This is a genomic window from Winogradskyella sp. R77965, assembly GCF_044594915.1.
Taxonomy (GTDB): Bacteria; Bacteroidota; Bacteroidia; order Flavobacteriales; family Flavobacteriaceae; genus Winogradskyella.
The window spans coordinates 3,137,870-3,162,365 of the sequence record NZ_CP138990.1; the positions used below are offsets into that span (position 1 = coordinate 3,137,870).

The following is a 24,496-nucleotide window of genomic DNA, read 5'->3' on the forward strand; positions in this document are numbered from 1 at the left end:
TAGAAATGAAAAAATTTTGGATTTTGAGTTTTGGACTTATAATGATGGTTTCTTGTAAAGAAGCTAAAAGAGAAAATGAAGATTTGACGATGGAAAAAGAGAATGTTGAGGTAATGGATAAAGAGGGTAATAACGATTGGACGATATTATTCAATGGGTCATCATTAGAACATTGGCGCGGCTACTTGGCAGATGACATATATTCTGAATGGACTATCGAAGAAGGAGAGATGGTTTTTACACCTGGCAAAGAAGGGGGTAAGAATATCATAACTAAAGATACCTATACAAACTTTATATTGTCCTTAGAATGGAAAATATCGGAAGCTGGAAACAGTGGTATTTTTTGGGGAGTTCATGAGGATGAAAAGTTTTCAGAAGCTTATATGACAGGCCCAGAAATACAAGTTTTGGATAATGAGAAACATCCTGATTCATTTGTCGCAGAGGGAACTCATAAAGCAGGCTCATTGTATGATATGATTGCATGTTCTGAAGAACACATCAATCCGGCTGGTGAATGGAATCTCTGCATTATTGAAATCAATCAAGATGATAATATGGCTAAAGTAAGTATGAATGGAACACAAGTTTTGAGCTTTCCATTGCATGGAGAAGGTTGGAATAAAATGGTGGCTAAATCCAAGTTTAAGGATTGGAAAGGTTTTGGCAATTATAAAACTGGCCATATAGGCTTACAAGATCATAGTGATAAAGTTTGGTATAGAAATATTAAGATTAAGACTTTAGATTAAAATTTAATTATATTTCCTTAACTGCGCTTCCCAAGGCTGTAAAGCTTCAATAGAATTTGTGTTATCGTAATTTGAGACTTTTAATTCGGTTTTTGATAAATTTAATTCTGAATTATTTATGGATTGCATGTCATTGCTAAAATTCAAGAGTATAATATAGCTTTCATGGTCATTCCAGCGCTTATAAATATATAAGTTTTTGTCAGCTTTGTTGATACATTCATAGTCGCCGTAAACCATTACAGGATTTGCTTTTCTAAAAGCAATCATTCTTCTGTAGAAGTTTAAAATTGAATTTTCATCTTGTTCTTGCGCTTCAACATTTATAGTTTGGTACTTTTTATTGACTTTCAACCACGGATTTCCTATTGAAAATCCTGCATTTTTGGTTGAGTTCCATTGTATTGGCGTACGTGCGTTGTCTCTACTTTGTTTATGTACTAATTTTAGGAATTCAGTCATGTCTTCTCCTCTAGCTAATGCCTCATTCCAACTTCCCAAGGTTTCAACATCATTATAATCTTCAATTGAAGGATAAGCAACATTACTCATTCCAATTTCGTCACCTTGATAAATATATACAGTGCCTCTTAAGGTTAATAATAACATGGCAAGTAGCTTTGCCGATTCTGTATGGAATGTAGAATCGTTTCCAAAACGAGAAACCATTCTAGAAAAATCATGGTTTCCGAGAAAAATACTTCCCCAGCCTTTATCCTTTAATTTTTCATCCCAATCACCAAATACTTTTTTAAATTTTGGTAATGATAAATCAATAGGGTCGTATTTTCCGCCTAAACCATTGTCTATAAACATATGGTCAAAATGAAAAATCATGTTGAGTTCATTTCTATCTTCATTTACGTAATTTAATCCATTATCCAAGTCAATTCCCGGACCTTCTCCAACAGTCATAATATCATATTTGGACAAGACTTCACGATTAAGTTCGTTTAAATACTGATGTATTTTAGAACCGTTGGCATAATAGTTTTTAATGGTTTTTCCATAGTCATCAGGATATGGGCTATCAGGAAAGTCAAGGTTCTTTGAAATTAGTGAAATCACATCCATTCTAAATCCATCAACCCCTTTTTTACACCAATACTCAACAATATCGTGTATCTCTTTACGTACTTTTGGGTTTTCCCAATTGAGGTCGGGTTGCTTTTTAGTGAATAGATGTAAGAAGTATTCGTCAGTAATATTATCTTTTTTCCAAGCAGAACCACTAAAAAATGAAACCCAATTATTTGGTGGATTCCCGTTTTTAGAAGGTTTCCAGAAATAATAATCTCGGTAAGGGTTGTCCTTAGATTTTCGAGATTCTTTAAACCATGCATGTTCATCAGAACTATGATTTAATACTAAGTCCATAACGAGTTTTAAACCTCGCTTATGCATGCCTTCTAGTAGTTTGCCAAAAGCCTCTGAGCCACCAAAATCTTCTGAAATAGCTCTATAATCAGATATATCGTAACCATTATCATCATTTGGAGAATCATAAACAGGACATAGCCAAATGATATCTACTCCTAATGATTTTATATAATCTAGCTTTTCTATAATACCGTAAATGTCTCCGATACCATTACCTGTTGTATCGTTAAAAGAGCGAGGATATATTTGATATACTACGCCTTCTTTCCACCATGTTTTTTTCATAAACTCGACGAAACTAATTTAATTTAAAACACAAAATAAGTTGTTAAGACTAGTATGGCTATAATAATACTCACAGTAATTGCGTATTTCCATGGAGTTGTATCTATAATTTCTGTCTTTTTAGGAATATATTCGTCCTTTTTAGGTCTTAATTTTCCGGCAATTAACATTACTATAATATTAAATACAAATAAGATACCCATTACATGAAGATAATGTGGATATGCCTCTGCTTTTATAATACTCAATTGCCTTGCATTAGCAATTCCATCTGCAATAGCTTGTGCCTCAGCAGCGCCTCTAAAATAAGGTTCTAAAAAGATTAGGCTAACAAGGTATAATACAACTCCAACTGAGAGCACGATTTTCGCACCAACTGCTGGTACTTTCTTAGTATAGACACCAACCAGAACAACTGCTAATATTGGTACACTAAGACTACCTAGTGATTGCTGAATGTAACTGAATAAACCATCTGGCGCATTTGCAATAAATGGGGCAATAATCATGGATATTGCCGCAACAATAAGTCCAAATCGCTTACCTGCTTTTACGGTTTGTTTTTCGGTTGCTTCTTTATTGAAGTATTGCTTATACAAATCGAAGCCAAATAATGTCGCACTACTATTTAATAAACTATTAAATGAGCTTAATACGGCTCCAAAAAGTACAGCGGCAAAGAAACCAATAAACGCCGTTGGTAATACTTTCTTAACCAAAGCAGGATATGCCTGATCTGCGTTTTCTAAGTCATTTCCAAAAACATGCCAGGCGATAATACCTGGTAGTACAACAACAATAGGGATTATAAACTTTACAAAAGCGGCTAAAAGCATTCCTTTTTGGCCTTCTTTAAGACTTTTTGCAGCAAAGACACGTTGCAGAATCGATTGATTAGTTCCCCAATAATAGATTTGTGCTAGCATCATACCTGTAAATAAAGTTCCAAATGGAATAGATGAATCTACCTCACCACGCATGTCAAATTTCTCAGGATTAGTATTCCATAATGTACTTAGACCATCACTAATACTTCCATCACCAATTAAAAGTAATCCAAAAATAGGTATCAATAATCCACCGACAAGTAAACCAATCGCATTAATTAAATCTGAAACTGCCACGGCTTTCAGTCCTCCAAAAATCGCATAAATAGCACCTATAATGCCTATACTCCAAACACAAATCCAAATCACAGCAGTTTCCGATAGACCAAAAAGATCTGGTAGATCGAACATGGTGCTAAAGGCTAAAGATCCCGAGTATAAAATAGTTGGTAATAATACAACTGCATACGCGATTAAGAAGAGCAATGATAGCATGGCTTTCGTTTGCTTATCAAATCGTGTTTCAATAAATTCAGGAACTGTTGTAATTCCAGAACTCATATATTTTGGTAATAAAAATAGAGCTCCAAAAATAATGGCGATTGCTGCAAGAGTTTCCCAAGCCATTACCATTAATCCTTCTTTGAAAGCAGAGCCGTTAAGTCCTACAATTTGTTCAGCTGAAAGGTTTGTAAGTAAAAGAGAACCAGCTATGGTTAAAGCGCCAAGGCTTCTTCCGGCTAAGTAAAAACCATCAGCTGAGGTTTCATCTGTTTTGCGAGTTGCATACCAAGCTATAATCGCAACTAAAGCGGTAAATCCAATAAAGGTTATGATTGATAACATAAAGTATTAGAAGTTAGTTAGTATAGCAATATATGAAAAACCAATTAAGAGACTTTGTTTTTTCGTGTTAGAGTACTTTCTAAGTAATCGAAAACGTTTTCGTCGAGATTTTAAATTTGTTTTTGATGAGAATTATAGTTTATCAAAAAGGGATTGTAAATTTAAATCATTAATCAAAGTTATACTGAAGCACAAGCTATGGATAAGGAGAATAAGAAAGAAGAATCTCAATTTAATGGAGTAATGTTTAACGCTTATCCTGATAGCATTGGAAATAAATTGAGCGATACTCTAGATATGTTTCAATTGCCTGAGTTCAAGGATACATTTTCGCTTTTTTATGTGCTACCAACATTTTTTAATAGCGATTTAGATAGAGGTTTTTCAATTATAGACTATAATTTAAATGATGAATTAGTATCTAATGATGATTTAGTTGCTTTAGAAAAACTTGGAATTTGCTTAAAATTTGATATTGTTTTGAATCATCTTTCTGTTGCATCACCTCAGTTTAAACATTTATTAAAGCATGGTGAAACTTCAAAATATAAAGACTTCTTCATTAATTGGAATAAGTTTTGGCAAGGTTACGGTAATAAAAATGATGATGGGATTATAATTCCAGACGAAGAATATCTGAATAAGCTTTTTATGCGAAAGTCGGGATTACCGCTTTTAAAAGTTGTCTTTCCGGATGGTTCGGAACAACCGTATTGGAACACATTTTATCAAAAAACCACTTATAATCCCATAGCTAAACAAGACTTAGATAACATAAAACAATTAACATCCCAACAAGCAAATTCAATCTGTCAACTGGTTAATAATTCTATTGCTAAGTCAGAAAATCTTGATGCTTTAGATTTAGGGGAATTTAATTCTTATAAACCAGCGGTTATTAAAATTTTAAAGCAGAAAAGATCCTATTTAGGTCAAATGGATGTTAATGCAAAATCTGAATTGGTATGGGATTTTTATAATGAGACTTTGGCAAAACTTAAAAGCTTTGGCTGTAAGATTTTAAGGTTAGACGCCTTTGCTTATTTACATAAAGAAGTTGGACAATCTAACTTTTTTAATACACCTGGTACTTGGAATCACTTAGATAGAATAAAGAAAATTGCTGATAAGAACGGTTTAATCTTATTACCAGAAATTCATGCTGAATATGGTGCTAATTTACATGATGAAGTTGCAGAGCGAGGTTTTCAGATTTACGATTTTTTCTTACCAGGACTGATGATTCATACTATTGAAAAAAAATCGAGTACAGCGCTTTTAAAATGGGCTCAAGAAATCATAGATAAAAGTTATAGCGTAGTTAATATGTTAGGTTGCCACGACGGAATTCCAGTCTTAGATCTTAAAGGAAAAGCAATTAATGGCATTTACAATAAGGGTTTATTAGAGGATAGTGATATAGATTTTATAATGGAGACTGTTATTGGTCGTGGCGGAAAAGTGAAAAATTTGTATGGACCGAATGGCAAGAAAATATCGTATTACCAAGTTAATGCAACCTTTTTTAGTGCTTTGGGAGAAGATTCTAAAAAAATGCTATTAGCCAGAGCTATTCAACTATTTATGCCAGGTATTCCACAAATATGGTATTTAGATATTTTTGAAGGAAAGAATAATTATGAAGCTGTTGAGAAAGCTGGTGAAGGAGGTCACAAAGAAATTAATCGTACAACTTTAACCATTTCAGAAATTAAAGAAGGTCTAAAAAAAGAAACCGTTTTAAAACAATTAGAACTCATTAGGTTAAGAAATATACATAATGCATTTCGAGGTGATATGAGTATTCAACAAAGTAAACCGTCTGAGATTGATATTCTTTGGGAGAATGGTGAAGACTTTGCAAACTTAAAAGTTGATTTAAACTTATTAACCTACGATATTAATTATTCAAATTTTAGCTAAAGGATATTTTAAACATCAAAAAACCCAATTCAAACGAATTAGGTTTTTATGTTGTAGATTGTATTAACTTACATATTAAATAAACTAACCAATTGAAATTTCAACCGGACATAATTGCCTTCCTGTTTGAGTTGTCCCAGAAATTAATTCTAAACCTTCAATATAATATCCAGGACCAATGACCTGAGAGCAGTCTGTGGTAAGTACTGCTATCTGTTCATTTTCTATATATATTATAATTTCATTTCCAAAAGTACCATCCGAAATATTACCTGTTACTGTGAATTCTTCATGTCTTTGAATTATACTATCAAAAATAATTTCACCTTCAGGAGTTTCAATTCTTATAGGTGCCTGTTGCTCAAATCCATTGTACTTAAAGGTTAGTTCAACAATACTGCTGTCACATTCAACACATGCTTCTTCAGTTTCTAGATCAAGAGCGATATTGTCTATAGCTCCCGAACTATTCATTATAATTTCCATGAACGCAACACCATTAGTATTTTCTAAATCTATTGTCATTTTTGAATTATCACCACCAGGTGTAACTTCTTTTGTGAAAAGTATATTTTCTTCAAAATCGTACAAATTAACGACCGTTGGATTAGAAGACGCTTCTATATCCAAAATATCAAAAGTATTTAATGTCACATTTTCATTAGCACTAAAGTCAAAAACAAAACTGGCGCCAATTTCAAAAATATCATCAGGATCACTAGCATCTAGATCTTCAGAAAGAATAAGTATATTGCCTAGCGCTGTATCGTTACTTGCACCACCATTACCTATTCCTGGACCACCATAGCTTTCATTTGGAGTACCGATATCATAATCTCCTCCTGTAGGATTTGAAGAATCAAAAATCATAGCAGCATTGCTATTAGGAAATGCCATGGTTATACCAGCCACTTCTGTATTTTCAAAAGGATCCATAATATAGATTTCGGACACTATGTCTCCAGTGTTAAACTCTTCAAAATCTATTACAAAGGATTCCGTAGTAGAAAATTGTTGTTCTGTATTGTAAGTATAGAAAGCTTGTTCTGCAGATTCAGCAAGAATATCTGTATCAGTTTCACAGGCAAACGCAAGGCATAGAATTGCCAACGAAAGTAATGGTAAATTTTTCATGGTAGATTAAGTTTTAAAGATTTGGTCTAAGAAAATTAGAAAAAATATTATCTGTAATTAAGTTTTTAACCTAAAAAACGATGAAATGACTATTTTAAAAGTAATTTACTTACAAAAAAATACACATTATCTTTTAATCGATACTATAAAACCAAAAAACCCGATTCGTTAGAATCGGGTTTTTGATGGTGGTGCCTCCAGGAATCGAACCAGGGACACAAGGATTTTCAGTCCTTTGCTCTACCAACTGAGCTAAGGCACCAATTGCTTAATTAAGCGGACCTGCCCGACATAAAATCATTATGTCATTCAGGCGGGTGCAAATATATATTCATTTTTATTATTCACAAAAAGAAACTTGTAAAATTTGATTTTATAAATTTGTGCAATTGAAGTCGCTTATGAATCTTATAATAGATGTTGGAAATACCTTTGTAAAGTTTGCAGTATTTAAGAATGATAAACTCATTGAGAAAATAAGTTTTGAATTATCTGAATTTAAGAAGCAATACAAAAACATTAGAAAGGATTTTCCTAAATTGAAATGTGCCATTATTTCCTCAGTAGGGCGTTTATCTAAAAAACAAATAGAACTTGTAGATGATGACTTAAACTTACAGGAGTTGAATTACAAAACAAAGGTACCTTTTAAAAATAGTTACAAAACTCCTAAAACTTTAGGCGCAGATCGCATTGCACTAGCAAGTGCCTCAATAAATCAATTTCCAGATAATAATGCGCTAATAATTGACGCAGGTTCTTGTATTACTTACGATTTTGTTACAGATAAAAATGAATACTTAGGAGGGGCAATTTCGCCAGGTATTGGATTGCGTTATCAAGCACTTCATAATTTAACAGCCAATCTTCCGTTATTAGAAAAAGACCAACCCAAAACTATAATTGGTAATACCACAGAATCATCTATTCATTCTGGTGTTGTAATAGGCGTAATTAAAGAAATTGATGGTGTTATAGACCAATATAAAGGCAAACATCAAGATTTAACAGTTATTTTAACAGGTGGCGACGCCAATTTTTTGTCAAACCAATTAAAAAATAGCATATTTGCGAATTCAAATTTTCTTTTAGAGGGTTTGAATTTCATTCTAGATTTTAATTCAAAATAATGATAAAACGACTCATTGTAATTTGTATTACAATTATTAGTTCTAGTGCTATTGCGCAACAAGGAACAGCTTCACCGTATTCTTTTTATGGATTAGGTACTCTAAAATTTAAGGGTACAGTAGAGAATCGTAGTATGGGAGGTATAAGTGTTTATTTAGACAGCATACATGTAAATCTGAGAAATCCTGCAGCCTATGCAGGCAAACCATTAAATAGCGCGAGGTTTAATGGTGAAAGTAGACCTGTGAAATTTGCAGTTGCAGGAGCTTCAACTGGAGTTAATTTGAAAAGTGATTCTGGAGATGCAACAGGGAGTAGTGCTACCTTCGATTATTTAGCATTATCTGTACCTGTCGGCAAATTTGGTTTTGGTTTTGGTTTAATGCCATTTACAGCAGTGGGTTATAAACTCGATGATGTTAATAACGATGGTGATATAGTAAATCGCTATAGAGGTGAGGGTGGTGTTAATAAAGTATTTGCTGGTTTAGGTTATCAAATCTCTGATCAACTTAGTTTTGGCGTTGATTTTAATTATAACTTTGGAAATATACAAAACACAGCACTAGCTGTTGAATTTAATCCAGAAGGTAATGTTGTACAATTCCAAACCAGAGAGTTCAATAGATCTGACTTAAGTGGATTAAACCTAAACTTTGGTTTAGCGTTTAAAACTAAGATTTCGGATAAAATAGAGTTGTCTGCAACAGCAACGTATTCTCCTGAAAGCCAATTGTCTTCAGAAAATGAACGAACATTTTCAACAGTATCTGTAAGCGGAATAGATTTAGAGGTAATTTCAATTTCTAATACTATTGAAGTAGACTTAGAGTCTCAAAATTTAAAAAATACGGAATTAACGATACCTTCTCGTTTATCTATGGGTGCTGGTATAGGAGAGCCTAGGTCATGGTTTTTTGGTATGGAATATACACTTCAAAACACAGCTGATTTTTCAAATCCAATATTTAGTAATGAAATTTCTGCTTTTGAGAATTCATCCCAAATTTCTATGGGTGGATTTTATATTCCCAATTATAATGCCTTTTCAGGGTACTTTAAACGTGTGGTATACAGGGCTGGTTTTAAGTATTCTAACACAGGTTTAGTAATAAAAGATGAGTCAATTAATGAGTTTGGCATATCTTTTGGTTTAGGTTTACCAGTCGGAGACAAGAATTTATTTTCTAATGCTAATTTAGGCTTAGAATTCGGGAAACGAGGCACAAAGAACCAAAATTTAGTTCAAGAGAATTTTATAAACTTCAATGTTAGTTTATCTTTGAATTCTAGATGGTTCCAAAAAAGAAAGTATAACTAACAATAATAAAAAATGAAGACGAAAATTACAATATTGATACTAGCGCTTTTTGCAGGTTTCAACATAGGTACTGCTCAGCAAGATGAAGAATGTATGACTAACTTATCAATTTTTGATAGTTATTATAAGAGCAAAAAATATGACGATGCCTATGGTCCTTGGAAAATAGTAAGAGAAAAATGCCCTAAATTCAATAGAGCAATCTATGCATATGGTGAGAAAATTTTAAAGCATAAAATAGATAACTCAACAGGTGCAGATAAATTAGCTCATGTTAAAGATCTAATGTTGCTTTGGGATCAGGCTAGAGAGCATTTTGCTTCAAAGTATTCATTAGGAGAAGTTTTATCAGATAAAGCTCAGTTGGCCTATAAATACAGAAAAGAGTTAAATATATCTATAGAAGAAGATTATAAAATGTTTGACGAGGCCTTTACAAAAGATCGTGAACATTTTACAAGTGCGCAAGGACTTTATACTTACTTTTCCTTAGCTGTAGATTTATATGATGCAGGGAACATATCTGCTCAAAAAATGTTTGATAAGTATGATGATGTTATTGAAATTATTGAAAACCTAGAAAAAGGTTATACAGAAAAGCTCAATAAATTAGTGTCAAAAGAAGAGGCAGGTACTGCACTTACTAAGAAAGAAGTAAAGTACAAGAAAAATTATGAAGCAAACTTGGCTGCTTTTGAAAAAGTAACCTCTAGTATGGATCAAAAGTTAGGTGATAGAGCAACTTGTACAGTATTAGTGCCTTTATACCAAAAAGACTTTGAAGAAAATAAAAATAATGCGATTTGGTTGCAACGTTCTATGAATCGTATGTACGCTAAAGGTTGTAAAGATGATCCATTATTCTTAAAACTAGTAGGACAAAAGAATACGATCGAGCCTAGTGCAGACACAGCATTCTACTTATATTTATTAACAAACGAGCAGAAGTATTTTGATCAAACCATTCAGTTAGAAACGGATCCATTAAAGAAAGCAAAGCTTTATAAGAAGTTGGCTCAAGATTTTAAATCTAAAGGTAGCTATGGTAGAGCAAGACAATATTATATGGAAGCTTTAAAGTTAAATCCTTCAGATGGCTCACCATATTTGCAAATTGCTAATATGTATGCAAAGAGTGCCAACAACTGTGGAGATAGTAATTTCAATAAGAGAGCTGTATTTTGGTTAGCAGCTATCGAAGCAGAAAAAGCTGGTAGAGTTGATGGGCGTTTAAGAAAAGCGTCAGCGCAAAGTGCAGCAAGCTATAGAGCTAGTGCACCATCTAAAGCAGATATATTTAGTGCTGGTAATAAAGGTGAAACTATTAAAATTGGATGTTGGATTGGGCGCTCGGTAAAAGTTCCAGGATAATTGAGAATACATAATTTACATATTATAAAAAACTTAGTCACAGCATTCGTTGTGACTTTGTTTTTTTCGTGTACCAATGATTTTGATAAAGTTCAGAAAATTGGTATACTGCAAAATCAACCTATTGGAGTAGCCGAAAATATAGATGTAAAATATACCAAGGTTGAGGAAGATACTACTGTAAGACTACTAGCAAATCTTCTAAGCCCAAAAATGTTAGACTATTCTAATAGAGATTTTAAGTTTTCCGAATTTCCTGAAGGCATTGAACTAAAGGTATATGATGAAAACAATAATAAAACTACAATAACATCTAATTATGCTATTGTTTATAATGATACTGACATTATAGATTTAAGAGATGATGTGGTTGTTGCCACACATGATGGTGATACATTATACACCGATCAGTTATACTATAATGAAAAGCTAGAATGGACCTTTACAAATGAGCCTTTTATCTTTAAACGAGCTTCAGGTAAAACACATGGTTATGGTTTTGATTCGGACAAAACATTTAAGAAGTTTCAGATGCACGAAATGGGAGGTGATTTCGAACTCGATAATTGATTACCTTTGTTTAGAAATCAACTTTACTATTAGCAAATGAAAATACTTAAATTCTTTCAATACGCTTACATTATCTTTGCCGCATTATTTCTCTGGGACGCCATATCCAACTGGTCAACCGACAGAAGTAGAGCCTATATGTCGTTAGTTTTTACAGCTTTGGCAATATTTATGTTTTTCTTCAGAAAACGCTTCTCAAAAAAGTTTGAAGACCGTAATAAAAAGTAATTCATGACTACAGATATAGTCATTATTATAGGTACACTTATACTTTCTGCCTTTTTTTCGGGTATGGAGATTGCTTATGTCTCTTCTAATAAAATACATATCGAACTAGAGAAGAAACAAGGTGATTTTTTAGGTAAAATTCTAGAAAAACTTACTGCCAAACCATCAAAGTATATTGCAACGATGCTCATTGGTAATAACATTGCATTGGTAATTTACGGTTTTAAAATGGGTGATGTTTTGGTGCGTTGGTTCCAATCCATATTACCTTCTGATAGTACTACACTGACCTACTTGTTTGTGGATTTGCAATTACTAACACAAACTATTATTTCCACATTAGTAATACTAATTACTGCTGAGTTTTTGCCAAAAGTCTTTTTTCAAATTTATGCAAATTCTTTAATGAAGATATTGGCCTTTCCAACCTATCTGTTTTATCTACTGTTTTCATGGGTTTCAGAATTTGTGATTTGGATTTCTGATGCCGTATTAAAATATATTTTTAGAGCACAGGGTGAAGATGCAGTATTGGCAATGACCAAAGTAGAGTTAGGTAACTATATTAGCGAACAAATGGAATCTGTTGAAGACCATGAAGAGATTGATAGCGAAATACAGATTTTTCAGAATGCTTTAGATTTTTCGGAAGTTAAAGCACGTGAAGTTATGGTGCCTCGTACTGAAATTACTGCTGTAGATATTTCCGATAGTATTGAAAATTTAAGACAACTTTTTATCGAAACAGGGAGAACAAAGATTATAGTTTACAAAGATTCTATTGACGATATTTTAGGCTATGTGCACGCGTTTGAACTATTTAAAAAGCCGAAAACTATTAAGTCCATTATTATTCCCGTAGGATTTGTTCCAGAAACCATTCTTATTAAAGATGTACTTAATATTTTAACAAAAAAGCGTAGAAGTATATCTGTTGTTATTGATGAATATGGTGGGACATCTGGTATAATGACCGTTGAAGATATTATTGAAGAATTGTTTGGCGAAATTGAAGACGAACACGACACAGTTGAATTGATAGAAGAACATATTAATGAGAAAACGTACAGATTTTCAGGACGACTAGAAGTAGATTATATCAATGAAACCTATAAGTTAAACTTACCAGTAAGTGAAAACTATGAGACTCTAGGTGGTTTAATTGTGAATGCTACAGAAGAAATTCCCCAGGAAAAAGATGATGTACAAATTGACAATTTTAGGTTTACTATAGAGGAAGTATCCTCAACAAAAATAGACTTGGTTCTTTTAAAGATTCTTGAAATCGATTAATACGTTTTATCACCTATAAAAACTATACATCTCCTTTCATAATTTAGTAGAAAATACTATTTTCGCAGACTTATTTATACCAAACAAATAAACTATGGCAGTTTTAAATAAAATTAGACAACGTTCACTAGTACTTATATTAGTAATTGCAATGGCATTATTCGCCTTTGTAATTGGTGATTTGTTCAAAAATTCTGATGCTTTAACAGGTGGATCACAAGATGTTGTGGCTACAATTAACGGTAAGGATATTAACCGAGTTGATTTTCAGCAGAAAGTAAAAAACTACCAAGATAGATCTGGTGGAAGACAAACTTCTACGCAATCCATGAATGTAATTTACAATCAAGAGTTGCGTAAAATCATATTGGAATCAGAGTTTGAAACCTTAGGCTTATCGGTTGAAAAGGATGAAATGAGAGATTTATTAAAAAATAGTTTTTCGTCTTATCCTGAATTTCAGGATGCCAATGGAATTTTTGATGTAAATCGATTAAATGCATACATTTCTAATTTAAAAGATATAAGCCCGGAAGTATCTACGCTTACTACAGGTGGACAGCCTATTAGCGTTAATTATGAAGTGTGGACAAATAATGAGCAGAATATTGCAGCAAATGCTATTCAGCAGACTTATTACAATATGATTAAAGCTGGTATAAGTACTACAATTTCCGAAGCAGAGGATGATTATTTTGGTGATGCTAAAACAGTAGATATGCGTTATGTGCAATTACCTTACACAAGTATTGCAGATAGTTTGGTAAAAGTATCTAAAAGTGAAATTAGCAGTTATATCAAAGAGCACAAAGAGAAGTATGAGGTAGATGAAAGTAGAGAAGTTGTATACGTGGAGTTTAAGGAAGAAGCTTCTAAAGCAGATGAAGATGAAATTAAAGCTGGTTTATTAGCATTAAAAAATGACAGATTAGAGTATAACGAAAGTAGCAAGAATACAGATACAATTCCTGGTTTTAGTTCTACTGATAATCTCGAAGAATTTATTAATTCTAATTCAGACATTAAGTATAATGATGCTTTTTTAAGAAATGCTCAGTTGCCGGCAGTAGCAAAAGATACCCTGTTAAATCTAAACAGTGGTGAATATTATGGGCCATATAAGGATGGCGAATACTTTAAATTATCTAAAGTTATCGATGCGAAACAATTGGCAGACTCTGTTAAGGTCCGTCATATCTTAATTCCTTACATTGGTGGAACAAGAGCAGATGCAACTGTCACTAAAACACCAGAAGAAGCAAAGACAACAGCAGATAGCATTTTAGCTAAGATAAAAAGTGGGACTAAGTTTTTGGATTTATTAGAATTGTCTTCTGATAAAGTGAGTAATGAAAAAGAAGGTGTAATTGAGTTTGATTACAATGCTGGTATGGCACCAGAATTTAAGGCGTTTGCTTTTGATAATAAAAAAGGTGATGTTGAGGTAGTAGGAACGTCTTTTGGTTATCACATTATCGAGATACTAGAGCAAAAGAGTTTTAACAAGGCTATAAAAATAGCAACTTTAGCAGATAAAATTGAACCATCTGAAGAAACACTTAGCCAAGTATTTAACGATATGTCTAAGTTTGAAATTGCTGCAAAAGGTGGTGATTTCAATGCATTAGCTAAAGAACGTGAATTAGCTGTAAAACCTATTACATTCAAAGAATTAGATGAAAACATTCCTGGTTTAGGAAGTCAGAGAGAAGTTGTCCGTTGGGCATTTGATGAGGATACTGATATTGGTGATTTTAAGAATTTCCCAGTTTCAGGATTTGGATTTATTGTTGCGAAGCTTGTTGAAAAAAATGAAGAAGGATTGATGAGTGTAGAAGATGCTTCAATTACAGCAATACCAGAAATACGCATAGAGAAGAAAGCGAAAATGATTCGCGATAAAATCACTGCAACTTCTATAGATGAGATTGCTAAAAACAATGCTCAGAGTCCTAGAACAGCTGCTGCTGTTACGATAAAAAACACAACGCTTTCAGGAGCAGGTGTAGAGCCTAAAGTTGTTGGTGCAGCATTTGGTTTGGCTCAGGGTGTAACTTCTAAGCCAATTGATGGTGAAAAAGGAGTGTATGTTATCGAAGTGACTAAAGTGAATGAGGCGACAAAGCTAGATAACTATCAAGCTATAATGAATAGATTGAATACAGAGCGTAAAGCTGCAGTACAGAATAAAGTATATCAAGCATTGGAAAAAGCTGCGGATATTGAAGATAATAGAGCTAAGACGGTTTACTAATTAGCTTTAAATAATATTAGAGAATGGCTTTGCAGTCCCGATAACTATCGGGAGTGAAGCCATTTTTAGTTTAAAACCATTTCAGTATAAGGAATAATAGTTTCAAATCCTTTAGATGTAAAATAATCGGTTGGATTATCTGCAGAAGCCACCAATACAAAATCACCTCCCCAAGCACCTAAGCTTTTTATTGAGCCTTTAAAATCTTTAAATAACCTATCTTTTATCGGATTTTGATCTATGAGTTTTGAAATGATGGCTTCGTGCTTGTTAATGATGTTTTCAAATTTCAATAACGACGCACTACCAATCATATTTTCCGTAAGCTCATTAATGCTATTAATAATTTGCGCATCTATACGACCCTTCTTTCTATAAGAAGCAATACCATCTCTACTATTCTGTTTTTGGTTGAGGTATACAAAATAGAGTTGTGATTTAAAATTTGGATTAAAATCAATAGCTTCAACTAATGGTTTTTGACTATATCTTAATTGATAAGTTATAGGAGTATTATTTTGTGCACATGCAATATCATAACCACTGCCTTTAAAGGTTTTTTCTAAAAGTTTGTAAGCATCAATTTGAGCCCAGTTTGCAATATTATTAATGAGGGTAGAAGATGTGCCTAAACCCCAAAGTCTATTAAAGTCTTGATGCGTCTTGATATTATAACCTTGCTTAGAATTTAAAAATTCAGGATTTAAATTGTAAGTTGCTTTTAAGATTTGAATTAATCTTTTGGAAATATCAGTATAGTTTTTGGCTTTTAAAGTGAGTCTATTAGAAGCCTTAGTAATTAAGAATTCATCTTCAAACCAAAGGTCTCCTAACTCATTAAAACTTTTCCAGATTATAGTATTAGAATCATTGGCTTCAACAGACAAGCTTTGGCCATATTTAGTGGGTATAGCTAATGCTTTGGCTCCATCTAAAACCACATACTCTGCGGTAAGTAATAATTTTCCGTTGCTTCGATATGTTTTGGGTTTTGAATTCAAAGTTTCTTATTAATTAATGATTGCTGGTCTTCGGTGGCTGAGCGTAGTCGAAGCCACATTTTGTAGTGACTACTATTTTTACATTCAGATAGTTTATTTAACTCTTCAAATTTATTTTGAATTAAAGCTTCTTTCTTTAATCTATTCCAACCTTGAATTTGTTTTTCTCTATTAAAAGCATCATCTATTCTTTGAAACTCTTCAAGGTAAACAAGTTTAACAGGTAATCTTTTTTTAGTATGGTTAGCACCTTTGCCGTCGTTGTGTTGAGACAAACGAATTTCAATATCAATAGTACTTCCTGTATAGTAAGAACCGTCAGAGCATTCTAATATGTAAACGAATCCTTTTGGCATTTTTGTTTTTAGTGTGGCTTCGACTACGCTCAGCCACCAGTATATTTATAGTATTAGGACCTAAGATTTTCAATAGCCTCAACAACTGCACTATGTGTTACGACATTGGTTTTAAAATGGTCTACAATTTGATTTTTCTCTTCTGTTGTAGCTTCAAACTGATTTAAAATATTCATTAAGTGCATTTTCATGTGCCCTTCTTGTATTCCTGTGGTAGTCAATGATTTTAGAGCTCCAAAATTCTGAGCTAAACCCGCAACTGCAACAATTTGCATAAGATCTTTTGCTGATGGCTTTTCGAGCATTTCTAATGAGAATTTTACCAAAGGATGTAAGCTCGTTAATCCACCTACAGTTCCCAACGCTAACGGAATTTCAATCCAAAATTTAAAAATATTATTATCAATAGAGCAATGTGTTAAACTTGAATATTTCCCATTTCTAGAGGCATAAGCGTGTACACCAGCTTCCACAGCTCTAAAGTCATTTCCTGTAGCTAAAACAACAGCATCGATACCATTCATAATGCCTTTATTGTGGGTAACAGCTCTAAATGGTTCAATTTCTGCAATGTTAACGGCTTGCTTAAATTTTTGAGCAAATAGTTCTGGATTGGTAATGTCTTTACTTTTTAAGTCTTCAATTTCACAAGATACTTCAGCTCTAACTAAACAATTAGGAACATAGTTAGAAAGAATGCTCATCACTATATCTAAATCACCATCCAAATTTTCTTTAGCTTCGGTTTTAAAAGTAGTTGCAAATTGCTCTAAACACGAATTAATAAAATTCGCTCCCATGGCATCCAAGGTTTCAAAAGTAGCATGCAGTTGATAGTAGTTTTTTAACTCTTCGGATTTGTTTCGTAGTTCAATATCTAAAATACCACCACCTCTTCGTTTCATATTTCTAGTGATATCTGAGGTATCAGAAACCAATTTTGGTTTTACGATTTCAAAAAACGCATTAAGTTTTTCAAAATCGCCGTTATAAGTAAAATGAACTTGACCTATTTTAGTTGTGGAAATTACTTCAGCTTTAAAACCTCCGCGATCAAACCAAAACTTTGCAGCTTTACTAGCCGCTGCAACTACCGAGCTTTCTTCAATGGCCATTGGTATTGTGTGCAATGTATTGTTGATTAAAAAATTTGGTGCAACACCAAGTGGTAGATAGTAATTAGTGATTGTATTTTCGATAAACTCATCGTGCAACTTCTGAAGTTTTTTATCAGTATTCCAATATTGCTTTACAAGTTGACGCGCGGTTTCTTTATCAGTAAAATAAGAATCTAAAAGCCACTCAATCTTTTCAGATTTCGTGAGCTTAGAAAAGCCAGAAATAGCGTTTGGCATATTTAGTTTAGTTTAAAATACAAAGATACTTAGGATTGGCATAAAATGCGTGCATTTACTATCATTAATTGCGGATTTACTGTTAATAATACCTACTTTTTGCATATTTTTTAGTAAACTTGGCATGCTGTATCGAAAAATGAAATATATGAATATTAGACACTTCTTTGCCATTGTAGGATTTTTAACAACCTCTTTAATTTATTGTCAAGTAAAACAGATTTCTCTCGAAGATATTTGGAATGGTTCATTTAGAACTGAAGGCATGCAAGCCTTGCACTCAATGAAGAATGGCAAACAGTACTCAGTATTAAATTTCGATAGGCAAAATAGAACAGCTTCCATTGATATTTATGATTATAAAACTTTAGAAAAAGTAAAGACCTTGGTGTCATCTGCAGATATAGCAGAGATTCAAGGTTTTTTTGATTATAGCTTTAGCGATGATGAATCTAAAGTAATTTTAACTACGAAGTCTATTCCTGTTTTTAGGAGATCTACTTTAGGCGAATTTTATATCTACGATATTGCTTCAAAAAGCGTAAAAAAAGTGTCTGACGATTTAGTGCAAGAACCAACTTTATCACCAGATGGAACTAAAATCGCATATGGTTTTGAAAATAATCTTTATGTAAAAGATTTAGTTTCTGATAAAGTAGAGCAGATTACAAATGATGGAGAAAAGAATAAAATTATAAACGGAATTACGGATTGGGTTTATGAAGAAGAATTCAGTTTTGTAAGAGCTTTTGATTGGAATGCCGATAGCAATCAAATTGCATTTATCCGTTTTGACGAAACTGAAGTGCCTGAGTTTTCGATGGATGTTTTTGGTTCAGACCTATATCAAACCCAGCAAGTGTTTAAATATCCTAAAGCAGGTGAGGCAAATTCTAAAGTGTCTTTACATTTATACGATTTAAATTCTAATAAGACACAAACACTTAAAGTTGATAAAGCTTACCAAGATTTTTATATTCCAAGAATAAAATGGACAAATGATGCTAATGTCTTAAGTGCGCAGTATATGAATCGTCATCAGAATGAATTAGATCTTTGGATGATAAATACTAAAAGCATGACCTCTAATTTAGTATTAGCAGAAGAAGATAAAGCTTACATAGATGTAACTTTTAACCTTACTTTTTTAGAAGATAATAGTTTTATCTGGACGAGTGAAAAAGATGGTTATAACCACATTTATCATTATGCTAAAGATGGAAAGTTAATTAATCAGGTGACAAATGGTGATTGGGAAGTGACTAATTATTATGGCTTTAATGAAAAAGCAAATACAATTTATTACCAGTCAGTTGAAAACGGATCTATTAATAGGGATGTTTATTCCATTAAATTGAACGGAAAAAACAAAAAGCGTTTAACTAAAACAGATGGGACAAATAGTGCGTCTTTTAGCGCAGATTTCACCTATTTTATTAACACACATTCTAGCGCAACAACACCACAAGAATATACACTCAATAGTGCTAAGTCTGGTGAAGTTGTAAAAAGCATTAAGGATAATGATAAACTGGCTCAAAAAGTTGGCGATTATGTAACATCTAAAAAAGAGTTTAGTACCATAAATATTAACGACAATGACCTAAACATGTGGATGATTAAGCCTGCGGATTTTGATGCTACTAAAGAATATCCACTATTTATGTATCAGTATTCTGGTCCAGGTTCTCAGCAAGTAGCAAATCGCTGGAATAGTACAAATGATTACTGGTATCAAATGTTAGCACAACAAGGCTATATTGTAGCTTGTGTGGATGGAAGAGGAACAGGTTTTAAAGGTGCAGACTTTAAAAAAGTAACGCAAAACGAATTAGGTAAATACGAGGTAGAAGATCAAATAGCAGCTGCGAAGAAATTAGGTGCTTTACCATATATAGATGAAACCAGAATAGGAATTTGGGGTTGGAGCTATGGAGGTTTTATGAGTAGTAACGCTTTGTTTAAGGGCAACGATGTGTTTAAAATGGCTATTGCTGTGGCACCTGTAACGAGTTGGAGGTTTTATGATACAATTTATACAGAACGTTATATGACAACTCCACAAGAAAATCCAAGTGGCTATGATGAAAACTCTCCAATAAACCATGTCGATAAATTAAAAGGTGATTTCTTGTTGATTCATGGCTCAGGTGATGATAATGTACATTTACAGAATACCATGCGTATGGTTGAAGCTTTAATTCAGGCGGATAAGCAGTTTGAATGGATGATTTATCCAGATAAAAATCATGGTATTTATGGTGGTAATACAAGACTTCATCTATATAAAAAGATGACGAATTTCATCAATAGAACTTTAGGTGATAAACTAGAGAAGAATGATAAAAAGGAAGATGCTACTTCTAAGATTAAAGGATAAACTAACTAAAATAAATTATATGTCAACAGCAATTAAACAATCACATCAAAAAGAACTTTTTGGGCATCCAGTAGGGCTTTATGTATTATTCTTTACGGAAATGTGGGAACGTTTTTCTTATTATGGGATGCGAGCTTTATTAACACTTTATTTAGTACAGAAAACCACCGCTGATAATCCAGGTAAAGGATGGTTAGATTCAGAGTCTATTATGCTTTATGGATGGTACACAATGTTAGTGTATGTAATGTCAATACCAGGAGGTATGATTGCAGATAAAGTTTTGGGGCAAAAGAAAGCTGTGTTATATGGCGCATTAATTTTAGTAGCCGGTCATGGGATACTAGCAGTAGATGAAATGTGGGCATTTTATACAGGTTTAGCACTTATTATATTGGGTGTTGGATTGTTAAAACCAAACATTTCTACTATGGTTGGTGGTTTGTATAAACAAGGAGATATTAGAAGAGATAAGGGATTTAGTATTTTTTATATAGGTATTAATCTAGGTTCTCTTTTAGCAACATTTATTGTGGGTTATGTAGGTGAAAAGATTGGATGGCACTACGGATTTGGACTTGCAGGTATTGCTATGTTATTCGGTTTAATGGTTTATCTATATGGACAGAAATTCTTAATTAATGTTGGAAATAAACCAACTGCAGAAGACAAAAAGAATGATGTTTCTATTCTTAAGTTACTTGGTGATTTATTTAAGTCACCAGTAAATTTAGGTATTGTAGCATTAATTATAGCCTATGCAGTATATGCTGGTTTCACTTATGAAGGAGTAGATAGTTGGGGATATACAGCATTGTATATTTTTATTGCAGTTGTAGCAGGAATTATGATGATGATTTATAAGAATTTGGAAACACAGGTTTCTAAAGACCGCTATTTAGTGCTTTTATTATCCTTTTTAATTGTTATTGTATTTTGGGGAGCTTTTGAGCAAGCTGGTGGTTTAATGAGTATTTATACAAAAACCAATACCGATAGAATGTTGTTTGGATGGGAAGTTCCTGCAACATGGTTTCAAGGTTTAAATGCAGGTTTTATAATCATATTTGCAACAATAGTTGCAAGTTATTGGGCAAAACGTAAGCTTAAAGGAAAAGAAGCATCTTCATTATTTAAAATGGCCGTTGGTACTATGATAATGGGTCTTGGTTTTGTTTTTATGATATTTGCAGCTTCAGAATTTAACTCTACAGGAAGTTCTGCAATGTACTGGTTGGTTTTAGCTTATTTATTTCATACTATTGGTGAGTTATGTTCTTCACCTGTTGCCTTGTCATTCATTACAAAGTTAGCTCCAGTAAAATATGCCTCATTAATGATGGGTGTTTACTTTGCAGCGACAGGTTTAGGAAATAAAGTGGCAGGAGTTATTGGTGAATCTGCATCAGAATTTGGTGAGTATGCAATTTTCTCAGGAATTACAATATTTACAGTAATCTTTGGATTATTAGTAATTCTGTTACTAAAGCCACTTAAGCGATTAACTCATGGAGCTGAGGATAATGAACGGATTATGCACAATGACGAAACCGAAGGTTTCGAATTAGCTGACGATTAATAAAATATTATAATCAAACCCTTGCAAAATCTATTTGTAAGGGTTTCTTTCTCCTAACTAAATACTCTTAATTTATGAATACTGATATCGAAAACCTATTTAAAGACAAAGTTATTGGGCATCCTGCGGGACTATTTGTGCTGTTTTTTACTGAAATGTGGGAGCGTTTCTCATTCTATGGAATGCGTATTTTATTAGTTTATTTCTTAACAGCTCCACTTATTGGTGATAATCCCGGTTTAGATTGGTCTAGTGAACACGCTTTATCTTTAATAGGTACTTACGCATCTTTGTTATATTTAACTCCAATTGTTGGTGGCTGGATAGCAGATAAAATTACCGGTTACAGAATGGCAGTTGTGATTGGATGTGTTATTATGACTTTAGGACATGCATCAATGGCACTAGAAACAACAATGACATTCTATATTGGTTTAGCTTTATTAATTATAGGGACTGGTTTTTTTAAACCTAACATTACCTCTATTATTTCCGAGATGTATAAAGGCAAAGAGTCTAAAAAAGATGGTGCTTATACTATTTTTTATATGGGAGTAAATTCAGGTGCATTCTTTGGAATGCTACTTTGTGGTTATTTAGGTGAAACTTACGGATGGTCTTGGGGTTTTGGTCTTGCTGGAATTTTTATGTTATTAGGATGTTTACAATTTTGGTTGGCTGGTCCTTTATTTGGAAGTATTGGTGCAAAACCATCTTTAGTTCATGAAGTTGAAATACCACAAAACATAAATGAAGAAAGCCCAACTGAACAAGAAGAAGCAGGAATTAATGAAAAATTAAATCCGTTCACAGTATTTGACAAAGTTCTAATTGTCCTATCTTCAATTGGAGGATTGTTGTACCTCTTTAATGATCCGATGGAGAAAATAGGTGATACTAATATGTTACCATTTGAAATTGGTGATGTAAGTGGAACCAACGTTGTTGTATTAATTGCTTTATTTCTTTTCTTAATACTCTTGGTTAGTAGGATAATAAGATATGTACCTATAGTAAGAGATCGAATTATTGCAGTTTCAATTTTTGGTGTATTTACGGTCTTTTTCTTTGCGTTTTTTGAACAGTCTTTAGGGTCAATGGCATTGTTTGCCGGAGACTTTACTGACCGTACTTTAGAGGGAAGTGCAGGTACTATATTTAGTATCATTGACACACTACTAACAACAATACCTTTGATTATTATAACTTGGGTACTTTGGTTACTTGCTAAGAAGACTTTTTCCAGAATAGGTTTATCTAATATTACGTTAGCTATAGCATTCTTAGGTTTATGGATTTTAGTAGTGTATAGATTATATGTAAAACTATCTGCAGATATTACAGAAGTTGAAGCATCTTGGTTTGCAATATTAAATTCATTTTTTATTATAACACTTGCACCTTTATTTTCTAAATGGTGGGAAAGTAAATACAATCCTAGTGCGGCAATGAAGTACGGAATTGGACTGATCCTTTTAGGTCTAGGATTTGCAATATTATCTTATGGTGCTTCAGATATACCTTCTGGTGCTAAAACAGCTTCAGTAAGTATGATGTTTTTAGTATTTGCTTATGTTTTACACACTATGGGAGAATTATGTATCTCTCCAGTTGGTTTATCCTACTTAAGTAAATTGGTGCCAGCTAGAATGATTGGTTTTATGTTTGGGGTTTGGTATTTGGCAATTGCCGTAGGTCAAAAAGCTGCAGGAAAAATGGGAGGAATGATTGATAAAATTTCGGAAGAATATTCAATGGGAACTTTCTTCCTAATATTTACACTTATACCTATTGGTGTTGGGTTTATTTCAATTTTATTGAATAAAACATTAAAGCGTTTAATGCACGGAGTACGCTAGTGAAATCGTTAAAATAACTCAAAAATGCTCCTATTAAAGGAGCATTTTTTGTAAGTTAGGCCCAAATTTTGCAACAAATCAGATATGAAAAAATTAGGATATTTATTAATTATAGTATTGCTAGCTTCTTTTAAGCCTGCTGATAAAGAAGTAGAAGGAAAAATAAATTGGGTAACGATAGAAGAAGCTATTGAGCTTCAGAAAACTGCACCTAAAAAGATAATTATGGACGTTTATACCAATTGGTGTGGACCATGTAAAATGCTAGATAAGAACACTTTTGGTAACGAAGATGTAGCCAATTATGTGAATGAACATTTTTACGCGGTAAAGTTTAATGCAGAGGGTAATGATAGCATAACATACAAGGATAAGACTTTTGGTAACCCAAATTACGATGCTACAAAAGCGAATCGAAGAAATAGTGCTCATGAGTTTTCGAGATATCTTAAAGTGAGAGCATATCCGACTATGGTGTTTTTTGATGAAGAGGCTAATTTTATTACACCTGTAACAGGATACTTAAAACCACAACAATTAGAACTGTATTTAAAGCTGTTTCAAAGTGATAAGCATAAGGAAATGACTACGCAAGAACAGTTTAATGAATACTATAAATCATTCAAGCCGACTTTTAAAGAGTAACGT

The 24,496-nt window shown here is 32.9% G+C and carries 19 protein-coding genes and 1 tRNA gene; 13 read left to right on the forward strand and 7 right to left on the reverse strand.

Features of this window, described 5'->3' with window-relative positions:
- Positions 1–5 precede the first annotated feature (5 nt).
- On the forward strand, positions 6–755 hold the full coding sequence (locus SJY34_RS13995; RefSeq protein WP_400076664.1) for a DUF1080 domain-containing protein: 750 nt from the start codon (positions 6–8) through the stop codon (positions 753–755).
- A gap of 3 nt (positions 756–758) precedes the next feature.
- On the opposite strand, the gene SJY34_RS14000 is transcribed toward SJY34_RS13995, so the two are convergent.
- Both SJY34_RS14000 and SJY34_RS14005 read right to left on the reverse strand, forming a co-directional pair.
- Positions 759–2,420, reverse strand: a complete 1,662-nt coding sequence (locus SJY34_RS14000) for an alpha-glucosidase (protein ID WP_400076666.1) — start codon at positions 2,418–2,420, stop codon at positions 759–761.
- Between the two features lie 23 nt (positions 2,421–2,443).
- Positions 2,444–4,093 carry a solute:sodium symporter family transporter gene (locus tag SJY34_RS14005; RefSeq protein WP_400076668.1) on the reverse strand — a complete coding sequence of 550 codons (1,650 nt, stop codon included), beginning with the start codon at positions 4,091–4,093 and terminating at the stop codon, positions 2,444–2,446.
- A 198-nt stretch (positions 4,094–4,291) separates the two neighbouring features.
- On the opposite strand from SJY34_RS14005, the gene SJY34_RS14010 reads away from it, so the two are divergent.
- The gene (locus SJY34_RS14010) at positions 4,292–6,016 is read left to right on the forward strand and encodes a glycosidase (RefSeq protein ID WP_400076670.1); all 1,725 of its coding nucleotides are present in this window, start codon (positions 4,292–4,294) and stop codon (positions 6,014–6,016) included.
- An 84-nt stretch (positions 6,017–6,100) separates the two neighbouring features.
- On the opposite strand, the gene SJY34_RS14015 is transcribed toward SJY34_RS14010, so the two are convergent.
- Positions 6,101–7,150, reverse strand: coding sequence for a hypothetical protein (locus SJY34_RS14015; protein ID WP_400076672.1), 1,050 nt, complete (start codon positions 7,148–7,150; stop codon positions 6,101–6,103).
- A 186-nt stretch (positions 7,151–7,336) separates the two neighbouring features.
- Positions 7,337–7,412: transfer RNA gene (locus tag SJY34_RS14020), tRNA-Phe, on the reverse strand.
- A 139-nt stretch (positions 7,413–7,551) separates the two neighbouring features.
- Here SJY34_RS14020 and SJY34_RS14025 point away from each other — a divergent pair.
- From SJY34_RS14025 to SJY34_RS14055, 7 genes are all read left to right on the forward strand, one after another.
- On the forward strand, positions 7,552–8,280 hold the full coding sequence (locus SJY34_RS14025) for a type III pantothenate kinase (RefSeq protein WP_400076674.1): 729 nt from the start codon (positions 7,552–7,554) through the stop codon (positions 8,278–8,280).
- Positions 8,280–9,602 (forward strand): hypothetical protein, encoded by a 1,323-nt coding sequence (locus SJY34_RS14030; protein ID WP_400076676.1) that lies wholly within the window; start codon positions 8,280–8,282, stop codon positions 9,600–9,602. The genes SJY34_RS14025 and SJY34_RS14030 overlap by 1 nt, the downstream gene beginning before the upstream one ends.
- 12 nt (positions 9,603–9,614) lie before the next feature.
- Complete coding sequence (locus SJY34_RS14035) at positions 9,615–10,973, forward strand: hypothetical protein (RefSeq protein ID WP_400076678.1); 1,359 nt, start codon at positions 9,615–9,617, stop codon at positions 10,971–10,973.
- A complete protein-coding gene (gene lptC, locus SJY34_RS14040; RefSeq protein ID WP_400076680.1) occupies positions 10,974–11,543 on the forward strand; it encodes an LPS export ABC transporter periplasmic protein LptC in 570 nt (189 codons plus the stop codon).
- Positions 11,544–11,579: 36 nt separating this feature from the next.
- The gene (locus SJY34_RS14045; protein ID WP_400076682.1) at positions 11,580–11,771 is read left to right on the forward strand and encodes a hypothetical protein; all 192 of its coding nucleotides are present in this window, start codon (positions 11,580–11,582) and stop codon (positions 11,769–11,771) included.
- Positions 11,772–11,774: 3 nt separating this feature from the next.
- Complete coding sequence (locus SJY34_RS14050; protein WP_400076684.1) at positions 11,775–13,064, forward strand: hemolysin family protein; 1,290 nt, start codon at positions 11,775–11,777, stop codon at positions 13,062–13,064.
- A gap of 94 nt (positions 13,065–13,158) precedes the next feature.
- Positions 13,159–15,318, forward strand: a complete 2,160-nt coding sequence (locus SJY34_RS14055) for a SurA N-terminal domain-containing protein (protein ID WP_400076686.1) — start codon at positions 13,159–13,161, stop codon at positions 15,316–15,318.
- 65 nt (positions 15,319–15,383) lie between these two features.
- On the opposite strand, the gene SJY34_RS14060 is transcribed toward SJY34_RS14055, so the two are convergent.
- From SJY34_RS14060 to SJY34_RS14070, 3 genes are read right to left on the reverse strand one after another with little or no spacing between them, the layout of a single operon-like run.
- A complete protein-coding gene (locus SJY34_RS14060) occupies positions 15,384–16,319 on the reverse strand; it encodes a GYDIA family GHMP kinase (RefSeq protein WP_400076688.1) in 936 nt (311 codons plus the stop codon).
- On the reverse strand, positions 16,316–16,675 hold the full coding sequence (locus tag SJY34_RS14065) for a GIY-YIG nuclease family protein (protein WP_400076690.1): 360 nt from the start codon (positions 16,673–16,675) through the stop codon (positions 16,316–16,318). Before SJY34_RS14065 ends, SJY34_RS14060 begins: the two co-directional genes overlap by 4 nt.
- A 53-nt stretch (positions 16,676–16,728) precedes the next feature.
- Positions 16,729–18,030, reverse strand: a complete 1,302-nt coding sequence (locus tag SJY34_RS14070; protein ID WP_400076692.1) for a hydroxymethylglutaryl-CoA reductase, degradative — start codon at positions 18,028–18,030, stop codon at positions 16,729–16,731.
- A 139-nt stretch (positions 18,031–18,169) separates the two neighbouring features.
- Between SJY34_RS14070 and SJY34_RS14075 the strand changes: the two genes are divergently transcribed.
- From SJY34_RS14075 to SJY34_RS14090, 4 genes are all read left to right on the forward strand, one after another.
- On the forward strand, positions 18,170–20,410 hold the full coding sequence (locus tag SJY34_RS14075) for a S9 family peptidase (protein WP_400076694.1): 2,241 nt from the start codon (positions 18,170–18,172) through the stop codon (positions 20,408–20,410).
- Between the two features lie 19 nt (positions 20,411–20,429).
- Complete coding sequence (locus SJY34_RS14080) at positions 20,430–21,989, forward strand: peptide MFS transporter (protein ID WP_400076696.1); 1,560 nt, start codon at positions 20,430–20,432, stop codon at positions 21,987–21,989.
- A gap of 74 nt (positions 21,990–22,063) precedes the next feature.
- Positions 22,064–23,848, forward strand: coding sequence for a peptide MFS transporter (locus SJY34_RS14085; RefSeq protein WP_400076698.1), 1,785 nt, complete (start codon positions 22,064–22,066; stop codon positions 23,846–23,848).
- Positions 23,849–23,932: 84 nt separating this feature from the next.
- Positions 23,933–24,493: a thioredoxin family protein gene (locus tag SJY34_RS14090; protein WP_400076700.1), complete on the forward strand. Its 561-nt coding sequence runs from the start codon at positions 23,933–23,935 to the stop codon at positions 24,491–24,493.
- Positions 24,494–24,496 lie beyond the last annotated feature (3 nt).